We start from the raw sequence: 19,507 nt of genomic DNA on the forward strand, positions 1-19,507 counted from the left end.
CTCGATAGCTGGCGCAGGGAATACAATCACGAAAGGACGCATTCATCATTAAATGACATGACTCCGGCTGAATTCATCCGAAGTCTCCGGAAAGACGAAGATCTCTGATTTAGCACTGCACTGATTTTGGGCCAAGGTCAACATTCATTGCGTGTATATCAGTGAGTTGGTAGGGCAAGGGTTTTCCATGCTATCGCCGATAACGCATAATCAGTAAGGAATATCGTTGGTTTTTCATTGGATTTATCCGGGCATGGTATGCGGAGGTTAAATACCCCAAGTGCAGAGTGATTCCCCTCGGCGCTTATCCTTCAGACGCATTAACGCCATTCTCCGCACGCATCGCCGCGATCGCGGTAAAGCAACCTTGATGCCCAATGCCGATCTCACCTCCTCACTTTTAACAAATTTGCAAAAGTCTTTTAGCCTCCCGCCTGCTTATCTTTGGTGTGATCAATGTCATACTTTCGGCATCTTAACTGTTCCCGCGCTTCGGCAGCGGTAAACCGGAGTTGTTGCATGAAAGTGAATTATCCCTTGTTAGCGCTGGCGGTGGGGGCGTTTGGCATCGGCACCACCGAATTCTCTCCCATGGGCTTGCTGCCGACCATCGCCAAAGGGGTGGACGTCTCCATTCCGATGGCCGGCATGTTGATCAGCGCCTACGCCGTCGGCGTGATGGTCGGCGCGCCGCTGATGACGCTGCTGCTGTCGCACCGGGCGCGCAGAAGTGCGCTGATTTTCCTGATGGCGATCTTTACCCTGGGCAACGTGCTGTCGGCCATCGCGCCGGATTACACCACCCTGATGCTGTCGCGCATCATCACCAGCCTGAACCACGGCGCCTTCTTTGGCCTCGGTTCGGTGGTGGCCGCCAGCGTGGTGCCGAAAGAGAAACAGGCCAGCGCCGTAGCGACCATGTTTATGGGCCTGACCATCGCCAATATCGGCGGGGTGCCTGCCGCGACCTGGCTGGGTGAAACCATCGGCTGGCGCATGTCGTTCCTGGCGACGGCCGGGCTGGGCGTGATCGCCATGCTGGGGCTGTGGTTCTCGTTGCCGAAAGGTAGCGCCGGCGCGCGCCCTGACGTGAAACGCGAGCTGTCGGTGCTGGTGCGGCCGCAGGTGCTGACCGCGCTGCTGACCACCGTGCTGGGGGCGGGCGCGATGTTCACGCTCTATACCTACATTTCGCCGGTATTGCAGCACATCACCGAGGCGACGCCGCTGTTCGTGACGGTGATGCTGGTGCTGATCGGCGTCGGTTTCTCCATCGGCAACTACCTCGGCGGCAAGTTCGCCGACCGTTCCGAGAGCGCGACGCTGAAGGGCTTCCTGCTGCTGTTGGTGGCCATCATGCTGCTGATCCCGCTGCTGGCGCGCAGTGGCATCGGCGCGGCGGTGAGCATGGTGATTTGGGGAGCGGCGACCTTTGCCGTGGTGCCGCCGCTGCAGATGCGCGTGATGCGCGTGGCCAGCGAAGCGCCGGGGCTGTCGTCTTCGGTCAACATCGGCGCTTTCAACCTGGGCAACGCGCTGGGCGCCGCCGCCGGTGGCGTGGTGGTCTCCGCCGGTTTGGGCTACAGCTTCGTGCCGGTGATGGGGGCGATTATCGCCGGATTGGCGCTGCTGCTGGTGTTGTTCACCAGCCGCACCGCCGCAAAAGTCGTTTACGCCAACGGCTAAATACGCAGATGCGGCGGGCCTGCTCGCCGCACCTACTCAAAGCCGAGCAGGCTGAACGCATCGTCCTGCGGGGCGTAACCCAGCAGGCGACGGGTCTCTTCCAGCGATAAACGCGTGTAGCGGTTATTGGAAACCCCGTGCACCACCGCATATTGCACCCCTTCGACGCGAATGCAGCGCTCCAGCAGATCGGCGGCGTCGCGATGGCTGAGGAACGCGCTCATGTCGCGAGCGCTGAGCCGATCGCCCGGGCTGAGGGTGGTGAAGTTGGCGATGCGCACCGACAGGGCGGAAAGCTCTTCCTGATGGGCGAAGTAGGCGGCGATGCCTTCGCCGAAGGCTTTGCTGGCGCCGTACAGGTTCTTCGGCTTCGGCGCGTCATCCGGGCGGATTTGGTAATCGAGCGGATAGCCTTCCACCGCCTGCGCGCTGCTGGCGAACACCACCCGGCGGCAGCCGGCGTCTTTCGCCGCGCGGAAGATATTGAAGGTGCCGAGAATGTTATTGTCCATCAACGAGCCGCAGAAGTCGGCATCGGGGGAGGGATCGGCCGCCAAATGCAACACGGTGTCGATATTGGCGCAGGCCGCGCGGCAGGCATCGAGATCGGCGATGTTGAAGCTGATGACTTCGTCGCCCGGCTGCCGATCGCTCAGCAGGCTGATGTCTCGTTCCGCCAGGCGCAGCGCGTAGCGATCGCCCATCGCCAGACGAAACGCCGTGGCTACCCGGCCGCCGGCGCCGGTGATCAGAATCCGTCCTACATCAGTACGCAACACCATGATGACTGCCATCCCTACTCTCGATTACGCGTTGACCAGTAATAATCCCCCGCGTGACTTTTGTCCAGTATTTATATTAGTCATTCTGATACTTTATGCCGGTAATGGGCACGTTTTGCCGAGCGTTTCGACCAGGAAATTCATCACCGCGCGCACGGCAGCGGTGCGCGCTAAATCGGGATATGTCACCAGCCAAAGCTCGCGCGTTGGCGCGGCATTGGCCGTGGGCAACGGGACCAGATCCGGATCGCCATCGGCGACGAACGTCGGCAAAACGGCGGCACCCAGCCCTGAACGCGCCGCTTGTTGCAGTGAAAACAGATCGCTGGCCTGAAAGACCACCGGACGCCCCTGCAACAGCTGTTGCAGCCATTGCTGATGTGGCTGCTGTTGGTAGTGATGGTCATAGGCGAGAAAGCGGCGCGCCGCGTCGGGCAGTGCGGCGTGCTCGGGTGCGGCATACAGCGCGTAGCGCATCATGCCGATGCGCTGCGTCAGCAGCTCTGGCTGCTGCGGGCGCACCATGCGCACGGCGATGTCGGCTTCGCCGCGATCCAGCTCGGCGAGCGCCGATTCACCCGACAGCGTGACGACGATCTGTGGAAAAGCCTGGTTAAATGCGGCAATGCGCGGCGCGAGAATATGTGCGGCGATCGACGGCGGCGCACTGATGCGCACGCCGGCCTGGGGCGTTGCGCCGGCGCTGCGCGCATGGCGGGCAATAGCCTGGCTTTGCGCCTCGATCTCCGCCGCCAGCCCGGCAATCGCCTGTCCGTCCTGGGTCAACGGCGTGCTGCGCGGCAGCCGTACGATCAAACGCAGGCCGAGCGCCTGTTCCAGCGCCGCTACGCGTCGCCCAACGGTGGCGTGATCGCAACCCAGCTCCCGCGCTGCCGCCGACAACGAACCGGTGCGCGCCAGCGCCACGAAGTGTTTTAAATCCTGCCAGTCAAACATCGGTGAATTCCTGCACATTGATGATGCGGTTTTCGGGAATATTCACACGAATAACGGCGTGATTCAATGTGTGAACGTTTCCTCTTAAATTGAATTATTCAATTAAGGTTTCTTATGGATTTGCAATTACAGCAACGCACGGCATTGGTCACGGGTGCCAGCGAAGGGATCGGTGCCGGCATGGTCAGGGTATTGGCCGCTCAAGGGGTCAAGGTAGTGGCCACCGCACGACGCGGTGACCGGCTGCAGGCCTTGGCGGATGAGGTGGAACGGCAAGGGGCGGCGCGTCCGCAGGCGATCGTTGCCGATGTGACCGAGCCTGAGGCTCTCGCCCGTTTGGCGGCGCAGGCGCTGCGCCAGGTGGGGACAGTCGATATTCTGATCAACGCGGTCGGCGCGTTTCACCCCACGACGCTGAACGACAGCGATCGCAGCTGGGATGACGCTTTCGCTTTGAACTTCACGCCGGCCCGTAGATTGACTCAGGCGCTGTTGCCGGCCATGCAGGCGCAAGGCTGGGGCCGGATTATCAACATCAGCGGCTCGATGGAGCCGCGCAGCCTGAGCGCCGCCAGCGCCGCCAAGGGCGCATTGCATCTGTGGGCCAAAGGATTGGCCGGCGATGTGGCTGCGCAGGGGATTACCGTCAATACGCTGCAACCCGGGCGTATCAACAGTGAACAGATCCGCGAGCGCTTATACGCTTGTGATAAAGCGCGCCAGGCGTTCATTGCGCAACATATCCCGATTGGCTACTTCGGCGAACCGGAAGACATGGCGTATCTGGCGGCGTTTCTTTGCTCCCCGCTCGCGCGATATATCACCGGCGCGGTGATCCCGGTAGATGGCGGCATGCATTATTTCGCGCATTGAGGCCGTTTTGCCTCCGCGATCACAGTTCGGCAATTTGCCGGCGCAAAGCCTTGCGCCGGCAAAATCCGCGGTGTTAACGTCATAACTCAACCGATTTAGGGTTGTTACTGCTACGGCAGGCAAAACCTAAACCTCGCGTTTCTGTTCCCCGATGGGGCAGAGGCCGCGAGGTTTAGGTTTTTTTTTGCGCCGAATTCCGCCTCAGCGCCAGGCCAGTGCGGGGGGGGGAGCGGCAGAACGCGAAGTCTAAGGATAACCGTATGAAATATGACACATTAGCCAGTGAGATTTTGGCCGGCGTCGGTGGCCGCGACAATGTGAAAAGCCTGGTGCACTGCGCCACCCGCCTGCGTTTCAAGCTGCGCGATGACACTCGCGCCAACGCGGCAGCGCTGAAGAAAAATCCTGGCGTCATCATGGTGGTAGAGAGCGGCGGCCAGTTCCAGGTGGTGGTGGGCAACCACGTGGCGGAGGTGTTCGACGCGGTCAACCGGGTTGGCGGATTGGCCGACGGCGCGCCGAGCGACGACGCGGGCGGCAAAAAAGACAACCTGCTCAGCCGCTTTATCGATCTGGTGTCCGGCATTTTCACCCCGCTGCTCGGGGTGATGGCCGCTTCGGGGATCCTGAAAGGCTTCCTGGCGCTGAGCCTGGCCTGCGGCTGGCTGCTGGAGAGCGGCGGCACCTTCAAAATGCTGTTCGCCGCCAGTGACTCGCTGTTCTACTTCTTCCCGATCATGCTCGGCTACACCGCCGGGAAAAAATTCGGCGGCAACCCCTTCGTCACCATGGCGATCGGCGGCGCGTTGACGCATCCGCTGATGATGGCGGCGTTCGAAGCGGCGCAGCAGCCGGGGGCGGTGCGCGAGTATTTCTTCGGCATTCCGCTGACCTTCATCAACTACAGCTCGTCGGTGATCCCGATCATCTTCGCGGCTTGGGTATCCTGCCGCCTGGAGCCGCTGTTTAACCGGGTGATCCACAGCGCGCTGCGCAATTTCATCACGCCGCTGCTGTGCCTGGCGATCACCGTGCCGTTGACCTTCCTGCTGATCGGCCCGGCGGCGACCTGGCTCAGCCACCTGCTGGCCAACGGCTATCAGAGCATTTACGCCTTTAACCCGATCGTTGCCGGCGCCTTTATGGGGGCGATGTGGCAGGTGTGCGTGATCTTCGGCCTGCATTGGGGACTGGTGCCGTTGATGATCAATAACCTGAGCGTGCTGGGGCGCGACACCATGGTGCCGCTGCTGTTGCCGGCGGTGATGGGGCAGGTCGGCGCCACGCTGGGCGTGATGCTGCGCACCCGCGACGCCAAACTGCGGGCGCTGTCCGCTTCTGCCATCGGCGCCGGGATTTTCGGCATCACCGAACCGGCGGTGTACGGCGTCACGCTGCCGAACAAACGCCCGTTCATCTTCGGCTGCATCGGCGGCGCGCTGGGCGGTGCGGTGATCGGCTACTTCCAGACCTCGGTCTACTCGTTCGGCCTGGTGAGCGTATTCACCTTCGCGCAGATCATCCCCGGCGGCGGCATCGACGCCACGGTATGGGGCGCGATCGGCGGCACCCTGCTGTCGTTCGTGTTCGCCGCGCTGGCCAGCTACCTGTTCGGCGTCGCGCCGGCGGAAGAGACGGCGCAGCCTGAAGCCGCCGCGCCGCTTAACCGCAAACAGGCCATCCTCAGCCCGATCGCCGGCGACATCGTGCCGCTGGATCAGGTGAACGACGCGACCTTCGCCAGCGGCCTGCTGGGGAAAGGGGTGGCGATCGCGCCGCAGCAGGGGCGCGTGGTGGCGCCGGTGAGCGGCAGCGTGGCGTCGCTGTTCAAAACCAAACACGCCATCGGCATCGAATCGGACGACGGCGCGGAGATTCTCATCCACGTCGGCATCGATACCGTGAAGCTGGACGGGGCGCATTTCACCGCCCACGTGCGGGAAGGCGAGCGGGTCGCCCCGGGCGATCTGCTGATCGAGTTCGACCAGGCGGCGATCCATGCCGCCGGCTATGACACCACCACGCCGATCATCATCAGCAACAGCGATGACTACGTGGACGTGTTGACCAGCGGCCTGTCTCCGGTGCAGGAACAGGCGCCGCTGCTGACTTTATTACGTTAATTGAGGAGCAAGCGATGAACGGCAAGTTTCCGCAACATTTTCTGTGGGGCGGCGCGGTAGCGGCGAACCAGGTAGAAGGCGCGTATCAGGCCGACGGCAAGGGGCTGTCGACCTCCGATCTGCAGCCGCAGGGCATCTTCGGCGCCATCACGCCGCGCACGGCGGGCGACAGCGGCATCAAGGACGTGGCGATCGATTTCTATCATCGTTACCCGGAGGATATCGCGCTGTTCGCCGAAATGGGCTTCAAGTGCCTGCGCACCTCGATCGCCTGGACGCGTATTTTCCCGCAGGGCGACGAAGAGACGCCGAACGAAGCCGGGCTGGCGTTCTACGATCGGCTGTTCGACGAGATGGCGAAGTACGGCATTCAGCCGTTGATCACGCTGTCGCACTATGAGATGCCTTACGGCCTGGTGAAGCACTACGGCGGCTGGGGCGATCGGCGCACCATCGATTTCTTCGAACGCTATGCGCGCACCGTGTTCGAACGCTACAAGCACAAGGTCAAACACTGGCTGACCTTCAACGAGATCAACATGTCGCTGCACGCGCCCTTCACCGGCGTCGGCCTGCCGCAGGAGAGCGACAAGAGCGCCATCTATCAGGCGATCCACCATCAGCTGGTGGCCAGCGCCAAAGCGGTGAAAGCCTGCCACGAGATCGTGCCGGAGGGCAAAATCGGCAACATGCTGCTGGGCGGCATTCTGTATCCGCTGAGCTGCAAGCCGGAAGATCTGCTGGAAACCCAGCGGCAAAACCGCGACTGGCTGTTCTTCGGCGACGTGCAGGCGCGCGGCTATTACCCGGCCTATATGCAGCGCTTCTTCCGTGAAAACGGCATTCAGGTGGCGATCACCGAGGAAGATCGGCAAACGCTGCGCGAAACCATCGACTTCATCTCGTTCAGCTACTACATGAGCGGCTGCGTCACCGCCGATCCGGAGCAGTACGAGACGGCGCGCGGCAACATTCTCGATATGGTGCCGAACCCGCATCTGGCCAGCTCGGAGTGGGGGTGGCAAATCGACCCGATCGGGCTGCGCTACCTGCTCAACGTGCTGTACGACCGCTATCAGAAGCCGCTGTTCATCGTCGAGAACGGGCTGGGCGCCAAAGACCGCGTCGAAGCCGACGGCAGCATCCACGACGACTACCGCATCAACTACCTCAATGACCATCTGGTGCAGGTGGCGGAAGCGATCGACGACGGCGTCGAGGTGATGGGCTACACCAGCTGGGGGCCGATCGATCTGGTCAGCGCCTCGAAGGCCGAAATGTCGAAGCGCTACGGCTTCATTCACGTCGACAGGGACGATGCCGGCAACGGCAGCCTCGCGCGCCGCCGCAAGAAGAGTTTCTTCTGGTATCGCGATGTGATCCACAGCAACGGCGCCAGCCTGAAAGACCGACGCTAACCTCTAAGCCCGGCGGCAAGCGCCGGGCGTTAACCTAACGTTATTCGCTGCTGTTCATGATGGGAAATTCTCTCCCAGGGAATGCTGTTGCCCGCAGTCAGCCGTTATGCGGAGAAATATAATAATGATGAAAAGCTTATTACCTCGTTCCATAACCCTGGCGGCGCTGGCGCTGCTCTGTAGCCAGGCGCAGGCGGAAACGCTGCAAACCGGCAAGGACGTCGAAGCCCCCACCGCCAAGTGGGAAGGGGTGGCGCTCGGCTTTGAACCGCCGCAGCCCGGGCTGTTGGGGGATATGCTGGGGATCAGGCCGATCCTGGAGGATCACGGTTTCCACTATAACCTCGGCTACCTCAGCCAGCTGTCGTATAACGCTGGCGGCGGTTACAACCACGATAAACAGGCGTCGTACATCGACCAATTCTCGCTGACCTTCAGCCAGGATTTGCAGGCGCTGACCGGCATTCCGGACGCGGCGATCGAAGGCAATATCGTCAACCGCAACCATGACAACAACCTGACCCGCGATCGCTTGCAGGATCCGCGCGTCGGCCTGACCGATCTGTCGCAGGAGAGCTTTGGCGGGCAGTCGATTACCCGCCTGGGCTGGCTGACCTTCAGCCGGTCCTTCCTCGATCGCCGGCTGCAGTGGCGCATCGGCATGATGAACAAGGTGCAGGATTTCGATCAGATCATCCCCTGCGATTTTCAGACGCTGACGCTGTGCGGCGGCAAGTCTGCCAACTCGTTGACCTGGTACAACTGGAACGTGCATTACTGGGGCACCACGCTGCAATACAAGCTGACCGACGGCCTGACCCTCAAGGGCGGCGTGATGGAGCAGAACCCGAGCGCCCCCAGCCGCAGCCACGCCTGGAGCTGGTCCACCAAGGGCAGCAAAGGCTTCCTGTTGCCGATGGAGCTGGAGCTGAAAACCCACGCCGTCAACCAGCTGCCGGGGGTGTATAACCTGGGCGTGCTGTTCACCAACGCGCGCCAGAGCGATCTTTATGAAGGGGTGTCCGGTGGGCCGGGCGCCAGCGATCCGCAGGGCTATCGCAGCCACGATCGCACCTGGTTCCTGTATACCGGTTTTAACCAGCAGGTGACGCGCCATGCGGATGACGTCAACCGCGGTCTGAGCGTGTTTTACAGCCTGGGGCTGGGGGATCAGCGCAGCAACTACCTGCACTGGTCTACCTCGACCGGCATTCGCTATCGCGGGCTGTTCGATGCGCGGCCGAACGACTGGCTGGGGCTGGGCGTCTCGGTGGTGAAGCTGAGCGACCGCTACAAAGATAATCAGCGTTATCTCAACCAAATCAACGGCGTCAGCGATTATCACGATCCGAGCTACCGGCCGGTGCCGGGCCACTCGGTGACGGCGGAGCTCTATTATCGCGTGAACGTCACGCCGTGGTTGCAGCTGCAGCCGGGCCTGCAGTACTGGCATCACCCGGCGGGCGTCAGCGAGACGCAGGACGCCTGGGTGACGGCGTTGAAAACGGTGGTGACCTTCTGATCAGGCCGCGTCGCTCTCGCGGTAGCGCCGGCGGGCGTGTTCGAACCAGCTGGCGGGCACGTTGTGCGGCGGCTGCTGCAAGCGGAGCAGCCCTTGCTCAACGATATGGCTGGCCTGGCGCCACAGCGTCGGGTCGCCTTCGGTCAGCACCTCCAGCAGACGCTGTTTCTCGATCAGGTAGGTCTGAGCGAAGTGGCTGTCATAGTCCAGCAGCGAGCGGGTGTTGTCGATCAGATCCGCCAGCTTGATGGTTTTGGCCTGCGGCGATGCGCCGGCGCTGTGGCGCCGATCGCGGTTTTTGCGCTCGAAGCGGTTGCCGTCCTCGGCGCGGCTGACGTTGGTGAGCATCCGCACCAGCTCCGCCACTTTCGGCCCGAAGTGGCTTTCGATATCGCCGAGGGTGGTGGGCGTGTCTTCCACCGTGTCATGCAGCCAGGCGGCCGCCAGCATCTCTTCGGTGTGCGGCACGCTGCGCACCAGTTCCATCACCGCCTGTGGGTGGACGATGTACGGATCGTCGGTGTATTTGCGGCGCTGATCAATGGCCGCATGCGCCTTGGTGGCGTAGCGGCGCGCGCGTTCTACAAGCGTGTTCGTCATTTCCTTTCCCTCCGAGCATCCTCTGCATAAAAAAAAGGTAGCATACCTCACAAGAAATAGCTTGCGATTACATCGTGCGCTATCTATATTCAGACACATGAAAAGCACCGATACCGAACAACCCCTCGCGAAGAATCTGCTGCAGCTCGATCAGCAGCTCTGTTTCGCGCTGTACTCCGCCAACCTGGCGCTGCACAAAGTCTACCGCAAGCTGTTGAATCAGCTCGAACTCACCTACCCGCAATACCTGGTGATGATGGTGCTGTGGGAGCGCGATCGGGTGACGGTATCGGATATCGGCGAGCGGCTGTTCCTCGATTCCGCCACGCTGACGCCGCTGCTGAAGCGGTTGGAAACCGCCGGTTTGCTGGTGCGTTATCGCGCCACCGCCGACGAGCGGCAGGTGATCATTGCACTCACCGAAGCCGGCCGCGCGCTGCGCGAGCGGGCGCAATCGGTGCCCGAGGCGGTGATGTGCGCCACCGACTGCAGCCTGGACGAGATCGTCTCGCTCAAACAGCAGCTGGAAAAGCTGCGCGGCAGCCTGATCGATCAGATTTGACCCGCCGCCGCCGGACGCAAGAACGGCAGGGGTGGTCTACACTGGTTAATAAGTGTCAAAAATAAGTAGTGCGCGATTTAATCGCAAAAGATAAATATGTGACCGGCTTTACCTCGTGGAAGCCGTAGTCATCTCGCCAACCAGCAAGAAGGAATGAACGATGTCTATTGAGAAAGTGGTTTACCGCGCTCACGCCACCGCAACCGGCGGCCGCGACGGCCGTGCGACCTCCTCCGACGGCGTGTTGGACGTGAAACTGGGCGTGCCGAAAGAGATGGGCGGCGCCGGCGGCGAAGTCACCAACCCCGAGCAGCTGTTCGCCGCCGGTTACTCGGCCTGCTTCCTCGGCGCGCTGAAGTTTGTCGCGGCGAAAGAAAAGGTTAAAATCCCGGCCGAAGCGAAAATCGACGGTACCGTCGGCATCGGTGAAATCCCGAACGGTTTCGGCATCGAAGTGCAGCTGGATATCTCGCTGCCGGGCATCGAGCGCAGCGTGGCGGAAGATTTGGTGAAAAAGGCGCACGTGGTGTGCCCATACTCCAACGCCACCCGCGGAAATATCGATGTGACTCTGAACGTTAAGTAAGATTTTTATCCTTATCGCGAAAAAAATGGAGGGTTTGACCCTCCATTTTCTTATCTGCCCCGCTTGAAAGCCGTTTGCAAAAAGCGTAAAAATTGCCCGTTTTGTGAGAATTCTCTTGATTATTACCCGCAAAATAACGCTTATTGCCGGTTGGCTGAACCAGAAGCCCTAATAAGTGTCTGACTGATCCAGAACCGCTACACCGTCCCCGGAGCCACCGCGTTACATGAACAAAGTTAAATCGCTATCACAGCAGAATTTATCGTTATTGTTAGCGATCTATATCGGCATATTTCTCAACCTGTCCGTTTTTTATCGTCGTTTTGATTCGCTGGCGCACGGCATTCAGGGGATTAAGGTGATTTCGGCGGTGACGGAAGTCATCGCTATCGTCCTGTTCACGTTCTTCATCATGCGGCTGGTATCGCTCGGCGGCCGGCTATTTTATCGCATCGTCGCTTCGCTGCTGGTGTTGATTTCGGTTGCCGCCAGCTACTACATGACGTTTTTCAACGTGGTGATCGGCTACGGCATCGTGGTGTCGGTGATGACCACCGACATCGATCTGTCGAAAGAGGTGGTCGGCCTGCACTTCGTGCTGTGGATGGTGGCGCTCAGCGCCTTGCCGCTGCTGCTGATCTGGAAAAACAGCCTGCGTTACACCCTGATAGAACAGCTGAAAACCCCCGGTCATCGCATCAAGCCGCTGCTGGTCTTGCTGGCGGTGGTGGCGCTGGTCTGGCTGCCGCTGCGCATGCTGGACGACGAGCAGAGCGTGCAAGAGAAGCTCTCCAACGTCGATCTGCCGAGCTACGGCGGCGTGGTGGCGCACTCGTATCTGCCGTCCAACTGGCTGTCGGCGCTGGGGCTGTTTGCCTACACCCGCTATGACGAAAGCCAGGATCAGAGCACGATGTTCGATCCGGGCAAACACTTCACCTACGTACCGCCGGCGGATATCGACGACACCTACGTGGTGTTCATCATCGGCGAGACCACGCGCTGGGACCACATGGGCATGCTGGGCTATGAGCGCGATACCACGCCGCGGCTGTCTAAAGAGAAGAATCTGGTGGCGTTTCGCGGCGAGTCGTGCGACACCTCCACCAAGCTGTCGCTGCGCTGTATGTTCGTGCGCGAAGGCGGCACCGAAGACAACTCGCAGCGCACGCTGAAAGAGCAGAACGTGTTCGCGGTACTGAAGGATCTGGGCTTCTCTTCCGAGCTGTTCGCCATGCAGAGCGAGGTGTGGTTCTACAACAACACCGAGGTGAACAACTATTCGTTCCGCGAGATGATCGCGTCCGAGAAGCGCAACGACGGCAAGGCGGTCGACGATATGCTGTTGGTGGACGAAATGAAGGAGTCGCTGGCGCGCTATCCGAAGGGCAAACACCTGGTGATCCTGCATACCAAAGGCTCGCACTACCTGTACTCGCAGCGTTATCCGCGCAGCTATGCGCGCTATCAGCCGGAGTGCATGGGGGTGGACGATTCCTGCACCAAGGCGCAGCTGATCAACGCCTTCGACAATACGGTGCTGTATACCGACAGCTTTATCGCCAATGTGATAGACCAGGTGCGCGACAAGAAGGCCATCGTGTTCTATGCCGCCGATCACGGCGAATCGATCGGTGAAAACACGCACCTGCACGGTACGCCGCGCGAGATGGCGCCGCCGGAGCAGTTCCGCGTGCCGATGATCGTATGGGCGTCGGACAAATTCCTTGAGAACCCGCAGCACCTCAGCGCCTTTGAGCAGCTGCAGGCGCAGCAGCGCATCGGCAAAACGCATCGCCACGTCGAGCTGTTTGACACCATCCTCGGCTGCCTCGGCTACACGTCTCCCGATGGCGGCATCGTGGATAAAAACAACTGGTGCCATCTGCCGCAGGATAAAACGGCACCCGCTAGCCTGTAGTAACCCCTCCCGCCGGGTGCCTGCCTTGCGCACCCGGCAATTTCACCCAATACATTCTCTTCATCAATTATTCCGGTGTGTGCATACGGTATACTTGCGCACTTCCCCCTGTTAACCGGAGATTTCCATGACCCTGCGCGTGGCGTTTATCGACGATCATGACATTGTGCGTTCGGGCTTCGTGCAGCTGCTGTCGCTGGAAGCCGATATTCAGGTGGTGGGCGAATTCAGCGGTGCGGCGCAGGCGCGCGCCGGCCTGCCGGGGCTGGAGGTGGACGTTTGCATCTGCGACATTTCGATGCCGGACGGCAGCGGGCTGGATCTGTTGGCGGACATTCCCTCCGGCATCCGCGTGGTGATGCTGTCGATGCACGATAACCCGGCGCTGGTGGAAATGGCGCTGGATCGTGGTGCCGGCGGCTTTCTCTCCAAGCGCTGCAAGCCGGAAGATTTGATCACCGCGGTGCGCACCGTCGCCGGCGGCGGCGTTTACCTGATGCCGGAAATCGCGCAGCAGCTGGCGCGGGTGAGGGTCGATCCGTTGACCCGCCGCGAGCGCGAGATCGCGCTGTTGCTGGCGCAGGGCCAGGAGGTGCGCGAGATCGCCGCCGCCTTGGGGCTGTCGCCGAAGACGGTGCATGTGCATCGCGCCAACCTGTTCGCCAAGCTGGGCATCAACAACAACGTCGAGCTGGCCAGACGGATGCTGAACCTGTGACGCAGCGCCTGATCACCCAGCTGGCGCTGTTTTTCATCTACGCCGCCAGCGCGTTTTGCCTGTGGGGCATCGGCACCGCGCTGATCGACCCGCCCTGGCAGGCGCTGCTGCTGTTCCCGTTCGGCCTGCGCATGGGTATTTTGCTGCAGAGCCCGTACCGTTTCTGGCCGGGGATCCTGCTGGCCGACCTGCTGCTGATGGCGCTGCTGGCGGACCAGTTCGGTTACGGCCCGGCGCTGTGGGCGTCGGTGGCGGTGCTGGTGTTGACGGTGCTGCTCAGCCTGCTGGCCTCGCCGTGGCTGTTGCGCCATCAGCAGAGCGACAGCGAATGGCGCTGGCCACTGTTGCAGGGCGCGGTGGTGGGCGCCGCCGCCTTGCTGCAGGCGCTGGTGTGGCAGCTGGTGAGCGGTGAAGGCGCCCGCGCGCTGCTGCTCGGCCTGACCGGCGGTTTCACCATCGCACCGACCTGCCTGCTGTTGTGGCACTATCTGGCGCGCCAAATCTGGGTGCCGCTGGAGCCGGGGCTGATCCACAAGCCGGTGGAGCTGCGTCTGGGCCATCTGGCCAGCTATCTGCTGCTGTTTGCGTTCAGCATCTGGCTGCAGCAGCAGGTGAACGCCGCCGAGCTGCGGCGCTTTGCGCCTTTCTGCCTGGCCATTCCTATCGTGTTCATGTCTTACCGCTACGGCTGGCAGGGCGCGCTGTTGGCGACGCTGCTCAACGGCGTGGCGCTGATGGTCAACGAGCCGCCGCAGCCGGAGTCGCACCGCGATCTGCTGCTGTCGCTGCTGGCCCAAAGCCTGACCGGGCTGCTGCTGGGCGCCGGCATTCAGCGCCAGCGCGAGCTGAATCAGCAGCTGAGGCTGCGGCTGGCGGAGAACCGCCAGTTGGCGCGGGCGCTGGTGACGGCGGAGGAGCAAACCCGGCGCGAGGTGGCGCGCGAGCTGCACGATGAAGTGGGGCAGACCATCACCGTGATCCGCACCCAGGCCAGCATCGTCAAACGCCTGGCACCGGAGCCGGCGGTGGTCGGCTGCGCCGACACCATCGATGCGTTGGCGCTGCGGGTCTACGACGGGGTGCATGATGTGCTGACTCAGCTGTGGCCGGCTGCGCTGAACAACCTGCCGCTGTCGGCGGCGGTGGCGGCGATGCTGCGGGAGTCGCTGCCGCAGGACGCGTCGCTGGTGAGCAGCCTGCAGTGGCAGGTGCCGGACGAGCTGCTGGATGAAACGCTGAAAATCACGCTGTACCGGGTGTGCCAGGAAGGGGTGACCAATGTGTGCCGCCACGCCGGCGCCAGCCGCCTGGAGCTGGATGCGCGCCTGCAGTCGCGCAAAGGCGCCGCGCCGCAGATCGCCCTGACCATCCGCGACAACGGGGTGGGCTTCGATGCGGAAAACCATCAGCCGGGCTATGGCCTGCGCGGCATGCAGGAGCGCATCAGCGCCCTCGGCGGCAGCCTGCGGTTCACCGCTGAGGGGGGCGCCTGTTTGAGTGTGATCTTGCCCACAGTTTCGCCGGCGCAAACGCAAAACTAGGAAAAACTCCTAACCGCGTCGGGAATCCGGCGTAAGCCTCCCGCGCGCGCGAGGAGCATCATAGCGGCACTTTATTCAATCCTCTGAGGTTCCACATGTGGTCTTTCCTTAAAAGCCGCCCGGACGCGCCGCAGGTCACCGATCAACGGCAGATCGACGCCAGCTACAAATACTGGCGCATCCAGCTGATGTGCACCATGTACATCGGCTACGCCGCGTTTTACTTCACGCGCAAAAGTTTCAACTTCATCATGCCGGCGATGCTGAGCGATCTGGGCCTGACGATGTCCGACGTCGGCATCCTCGGCACGCTGTTCTACATCACCTACGGCTGCTCGAAATTCATTTCCGGCATGATCAGCGATCGCTCCAACCCGCGTTACTTTATGGGGCTGGGCCTGATCATGACCGGGGTGCTGAATATCTTCTTCGGCCTCAGTTCGTCGCTGCTGATGCTGGGCACGCTGTGGATCCTCAACGCCTTCTTCCAGGGCTGGGGCTGGCCGCCGTGCTCCAAAATCCTCACCAGCTGGTATTCGCGCTCCGAGCGCGGTGGCTGGTGGGCTATCTGGAACACCTCGCACAACGTCGGTGGGGCGCTGATCCCGCTGCTGGTAGGCTTTATCTCGCTGCACTTCAGCTGGCGTTACGGCATGATCATTCCCGGTATCATCGGCGTGGTGCTTGGCTTGCTGATGTGCTGGCGCCTGCGCGACAAGCCATCCACCCTGGGGCTGCCGAGCGTCGGCAAATGGCGCAACGACGCCATGGAGCTGGTGCAGGAATCGGAAGGCCAGGGGCTGAGCAACCGCGAGATCATCAAACGCTACGTGCTGACCAACAAGTACATCTGGCTGCTGGCGGTCTCTTACGTGCTGGTGTACATCGTGCGTACCGCGATCAACGACTGGGGCAACCTCTACCTGACGCAGGAAAAGGGCTATTCGCTGATGACCGCCAACTCGGCCATTTCGCTGTTTGAAGTGGGCGGCTTTATCGGTTCGCTGGTGGCCGGTTGGGGTTCCGACAAGTTGTTCCGCGGCAACCGTGGCCCGATGAACCTGATCTTCGCCATCGGTATCTTCCTGTCGGTGGCGGCACTGTGGTTGATGCCGGGCGTGACCTACCTGCTGCAGGCCTGCTGCTTCTTCGCCATCGGTTTCTTCATCTTCGGCCCGCAGATGCTGATCGGCATGGCGGCGGCGGAGTGCTCGCACAAGGATGCGGCGGGCGCGGCGACCGGTTTTGTCGGCCTGTTCGCCTACCTGGGCGCGGCGCTGTCCGGCTACCCGATTGCGCGGGTGATGGAGATCTGGCAGTGGAACGGCTTCTTCGTGGTGATTTCCATCGCCGCCTGCCTGTCGGCGCTGTTCCTGCTGCCGTTCCTGCGCGCGCAGACGCCGGCGCTGAAACCGGCCAAAGCCTGAGCAAAATACGCTGCGCAGCCCCCGGCGCAGCGCATTATGGCGCTTTTATCACCACTTGAAATGCAGGGGCAAAAAAGTGATTGACGCCTATAACCGCCAGCAGTAAGATGCGCCCCGCATCGGCGAGTAGCGCAGCTTGGTAGCGCAACTGGTTTGGGACCAGTGGGTCGGAGGTTCGAATCCTCTCTCGCCGACCACCATTCGAAAAACCTGCTTTTAAAGCAGGTTTTTTTTCGCCTGTCGTTTATGAGGATGAGCACCTCCGCAGGAGGTTCGAGCCTCGCGAAGCGAGACAACGTTGCTTCAGCAACGGCCCGCAGGGCGCGCATCAACGATGCGCGTAATCCTCTCTCGCCGACCACCATTCGAAAAACCTGCTTTTAAAGCAGGTTTTTTTTCGCCCGTCGTTTATGAGGATGAGTACCTCCGCAGGAGGTTCGAGCCTCGCGAAGCGAGACAACGTTGCTTTGGCAACGGCCCGCAGGGCGCGCATCAACGATGCGCGTAATCCTCTCTCGCCGACCACCATTCGAAAAACCTGCTTTTTAAAGCAGGTTTTTTTTCGCCCGTGGTTTATTAGGATGAGCACCTCCGCCGATATGGCCGGCTTCGCTTTATGGCGTGCCTCAATCTGCCTTCCTAGTGAAATATATTTATTCTTTACGCTTAATTAATTCACACTCCTTATTCCCTTTGGGTTCTTATTTCTATATTTAAATAAATTCATGCTTGCCGAATAAAACCCGGTTGATAGCGCTCTTGTTTTCACGCTTTTTTTACCTATAGTCTGAATGGACAACGCGGGATGTGTTATTCCCGCCGCGTGGAAAATACCGTGATTATTTATTAACGTTAATCTTCGTGGATTATTGCGGAATCATTTCGCTCCGGCAATGCGTGGCGTTGATTAACTCTTTTATGTTTATCCTCTCGGAATAAAGGAATCAGTTATGCGCAAATTTAATAAACCGCTGTTGGCGCTGGTGATCGGCAGCACGCTGTGTTCCGCGGCGCAGGCCGCCGCGCCGGGCAAGCCGACCATCGCCTGGGGCAACACCAAGTTCGCCATCGTCGAAGTCGATCAGGCGGCCACCGCTTATAATAATCTGGTGAAGGTAAAAAATGCCGCCGACGTTTCGGTCTCCTGGAATTTATGGAATGGCGACACCGGCACGACGGCAAAAATTTTATTAAATGGCAAAGAGGCGTGGAGCGGCCCTTCAACCGGCGCTTCCGGTACGGCGAATTTTAAAGTGAATAAAGGCGGCCGTTATCAAATGCAGGTGGCGTTGTGCAATGCCGACGGCTGCACCGCCAGCGACGCCACCGAAATTGTGGTGGCCGACACCGACGGCAGCCATTTGGCGCCGTTGAAAGAGCCGCTGCTGGAAAAGAATAAACCCTATAAACAGAATTCCGGCAAAGTGGTCGGCTCTTATTTCGTCGAGTGGGGCGTTTACGGGCGCAATTTCACCGTCGACAAGATCCCGGCGCAGAACCTGACCCATCTGCTGTACGGCTTTATCCCGATCTGCGGCGGCAACGGCATCAACGACAGCCTGAAAGAGATCGAAGGCAGCTTCCAGGCGTTGCAGCGCTCCTGCCAGGGCCGCGAGGACTTCAAAGTCTCGATCCACGATCCGTTCGCCGCGCTGCAAAAAGCGCAGAAGGGCGTGACCGCCTGGGATGACCCCTACAAGGGCAACTTCGGCCAGCTGATGGCGCTGAAGCAGGCGCATCCTGACCTGAAAATCCTGCCGTCGATCGGTGGCTGGACGCTGTCCGACCCGTTCTTCTTTATGGGCGACAAGGTGAAGCGCGATCGCTTCGTCGGCTCGGTGAAAGAGTTTCTGCAGACCTGGAAGTTCTTCGATGGCGTGGATATCGACTGGGAGTTCCCGGGCGGCAATGGCGCCAACCCGAACCTGGGCAGCCCGCAAGACGGGGAGACCTATGTGCTGTTGATGAAGGAGCTGCGGGCGATGCTGGATCAGCTGTCGGCGGAAACCGGCCGCAAGTATGAGCTGACCTCCGCCATCAGCGCCGGCAAGGACAAGATCGACAAGGTGGCTTACAACGTCGCGCAGAACTCGATGGATCACATCTTCCTGATGAGCTACGACTTCTACGGCGCCTTCGATCTGAAAAACCTGGGGCATCAGACCGCGCTGAATGCGCCGGCCTGGAAACCGGACACCGCCTACACCACGGTGAACGGCGTCAATGCGCTGCTGACGCAGGGCGTCAAGCCGGGCAAGATCGTGGTCGGCACCGCCATGTATGGCCGTGGCTGGACCGGGGTGAACGGCTATCAGAACAACATTCCGTTCACCGGCACCGCCACCGGGCCGGTTAAAGGCACCTGGGAGAACGGCATCGTGGACTACCGCCAAATCGCCAGCCAGTTCATGAGCGGCGATTGGCAGTACACCTACGACGCCACGGCGGAAGCGCCTTACGTGTTCAAACCTTCCACCGGCGATCTGATCACCTTCGACGATGCCCGCTCGGTGCAGGCCAAGGGCAAGTACGTGTTGGATAAGCAGTTGGGCGGCCTGTTCTCCTGGGAGATCGACGCGGACAACGGCGATATTCTTAACAGCATGAACGCCAGCCTGGGCAACAGCGCCGGCGTTCAATAATCGGTTGCAGTGCGTTGCCGGGGGATATCCTTTCGCCCCCGGCTTTTTCGCCGCCGAAAGTTTTTTTACGCCGCACAGATTGTGGGCCTGCCCGGCGCAAAAAGCGCTCATCGGACTCACCCTTTTGGGTAATCCTTCAGCATTTCCTC

16 protein-coding genes, 1 tRNA gene and 2 other RNA genes are annotated in these 19,507 nt (G+C 60.8%); 16 read left to right on the top strand and 3 right to left on the bottom strand.

Annotated elements, in window-relative coordinates; all coding sequences use genetic code 11:
• Both REA38_RS17425 and REA38_RS17430 read left to right on the top strand, forming a co-directional pair.
• Positions 1-108, top strand: a 108-nt coding sequence (locus REA38_RS17425; RefSeq protein WP_308886352.1) for an integrase core domain-containing protein, incomplete at its 5' end; no start/stop codon positions are given.
• 411 nt (positions 109-519) lie between these two features.
• Entirely contained in the window at positions 520-1,686 is a 1,167-nt protein-coding gene (locus REA38_RS17430; RefSeq protein ID WP_308886328.1) for an MFS transporter, read from the top strand.
• A 32-nt stretch (positions 1,687-1,718) separates the two neighbouring features.
• Here the strand turns inward: REA38_RS17430 and REA38_RS17435 are convergent, their stop codons facing one another.
• Both REA38_RS17435 and REA38_RS17440 read right to left on the bottom strand, forming a co-directional pair.
• Positions 1,719-2,468: an NAD(P)-dependent oxidoreductase gene (locus REA38_RS17435; RefSeq protein WP_103830162.1), complete on the bottom strand. Its 750-nt coding sequence runs from the start codon at positions 2,466-2,468 to the stop codon at positions 1,719-1,721.
• 93 nt (positions 2,469-2,561) lie between these two features.
• Positions 2,562-3,425 (bottom strand): LysR family transcriptional regulator, encoded by an 864-nt coding sequence (locus tag REA38_RS17440; RefSeq protein WP_033636600.1) that lies wholly within the window; start codon positions 3,423-3,425, stop codon positions 2,562-2,564.
• A gap of 114 nt (positions 3,426-3,539) precedes the next feature.
• Here REA38_RS17440 and REA38_RS17445 point away from each other — a divergent pair, with 114 nt between their 5' ends.
• The 4 genes from REA38_RS17445 to REA38_RS17460 all read left to right on the top strand — a co-directional run bounded on the left by REA38_RS17445 (position 3,540) and on the right by REA38_RS17460 (position 9,361).
• Positions 3,540-4,298, top strand: a complete 759-nt coding sequence (locus REA38_RS17445) for an SDR family NAD(P)-dependent oxidoreductase (protein WP_101427607.1) — start codon at positions 3,540-3,542, stop codon at positions 4,296-4,298.
• 260 nt (positions 4,299-4,558) lie between these two features.
• Complete coding sequence (gene bglF, locus REA38_RS17450) at positions 4,559-6,421, top strand: PTS beta-glucoside transporter subunit IIABC (RefSeq protein ID WP_033650002.1); 1,863 nt, start codon at positions 4,559-4,561, stop codon at positions 6,419-6,421.
• A gap of 14 nt (positions 6,422-6,435) precedes the next feature.
• Complete coding sequence (locus tag REA38_RS17455; protein ID WP_041037251.1) at positions 6,436-7,839, top strand: glycoside hydrolase family 1 protein; 1,404 nt, start codon at positions 6,436-6,438, stop codon at positions 7,837-7,839.
• 124 nt (positions 7,840-7,963) lie between these two features.
• Positions 7,964-9,361, top strand: coding sequence for a carbohydrate porin (locus REA38_RS17460; protein WP_374213798.1), 1,398 nt, complete (start codon positions 7,964-7,966; stop codon positions 9,359-9,361).
• Here the strand turns inward: REA38_RS17460 and REA38_RS17465 are convergent, their stop codons facing one another.
• The gene (locus tag REA38_RS17465; protein WP_033636604.1) at positions 9,362-9,961 is read right to left on the bottom strand and encodes an HD domain-containing protein; all 600 of its coding nucleotides are present in this window, start codon (positions 9,959-9,961) and stop codon (positions 9,362-9,364) included. It lies immediately after the preceding gene.
• 97 nt (positions 9,962-10,058) lie between these two features.
• Between REA38_RS17465 and REA38_RS17470 the strand changes: the two genes are divergently transcribed.
• The 10 genes from REA38_RS17470 (at position 10,059) to REA38_RS17515 (ending at position 19,358) form a co-directional block, all read left to right on the top strand.
• The gene (locus tag REA38_RS17470; RefSeq protein ID WP_033653991.1) at positions 10,059-10,523 is read left to right on the top strand and encodes a MarR family winged helix-turn-helix transcriptional regulator; all 465 of its coding nucleotides are present in this window, start codon (positions 10,059-10,061) and stop codon (positions 10,521-10,523) included.
• 160 nt (positions 10,524-10,683) lie between these two features.
• Complete coding sequence (locus REA38_RS17475; protein WP_004934114.1) at positions 10,684-11,109, top strand: organic hydroperoxide resistance protein; 426 nt, start codon at positions 10,684-10,686, stop codon at positions 11,107-11,109.
• 226 nt (positions 11,110-11,335) lie between these two features.
• Positions 11,336-13,030, top strand: a complete 1,695-nt coding sequence (gene eptB / locus REA38_RS17480) for a kdo(2)-lipid A phosphoethanolamine 7''-transferase (RefSeq protein WP_308886331.1) — start codon at positions 11,336-11,338, stop codon at positions 13,028-13,030.
• A 127-nt stretch (positions 13,031-13,157) separates the two neighbouring features.
• Positions 13,158-13,748 (top strand): transcriptional regulator UhpA, encoded by a 591-nt coding sequence (uhpA, locus tag REA38_RS17485; protein WP_033636607.1) that lies wholly within the window; start codon positions 13,158-13,160, stop codon positions 13,746-13,748.
• Complete coding sequence (gene uhpB / locus REA38_RS17490) at positions 13,745-15,289, top strand: signal transduction histidine-protein kinase/phosphatase UhpB (protein ID WP_228657928.1); 1,545 nt, start codon at positions 13,745-13,747, stop codon at positions 15,287-15,289. The genes uhpA and uhpB overlap by 4 nt, the downstream gene beginning before the upstream one ends.
• 95 nt (positions 15,290-15,384) lie before the next feature.
• Complete coding sequence (locus REA38_RS17495; RefSeq protein ID WP_033650009.1) at positions 15,385-16,716, top strand: MFS transporter; 1,332 nt, start codon at positions 15,385-15,387, stop codon at positions 16,714-16,716.
• Positions 16,717-16,836: 120 nt separating this feature from the next.
• A tRNA-Pro gene (locus REA38_RS17500) sits at positions 16,837-16,913 on the top strand.
• A gap of 35 nt (positions 16,914-16,948) precedes the next feature.
• Positions 16,949-17,077: non-coding RNA, RtT sRNA (locus tag REA38_RS17505), on the top strand.
• Positions 17,078-17,112: 35 nt separating this feature from the next.
• A non-coding RNA gene (locus REA38_RS17510) (RtT sRNA) lies at positions 17,113-17,241 on the top strand.
• 425 nt (positions 17,242-17,666) lie between these two features.
• Positions 17,667-19,358, top strand: coding sequence for a glycosyl hydrolase family 18 protein (locus REA38_RS17515; RefSeq protein ID WP_033636610.1), 1,692 nt, complete (start codon positions 17,667-17,669; stop codon positions 19,356-19,358).
• Positions 19,359-19,507: the final 149 nt, after the last annotated feature.

The organism is Serratia sp. MF1(2023), from assembly GCF_030954545.1.
In the GTDB taxonomy this organism is placed as follows: Bacteria; Pseudomonadota; Gammaproteobacteria; order Enterobacterales; family Enterobacteriaceae; genus Serratia; species Serratia sarumanii.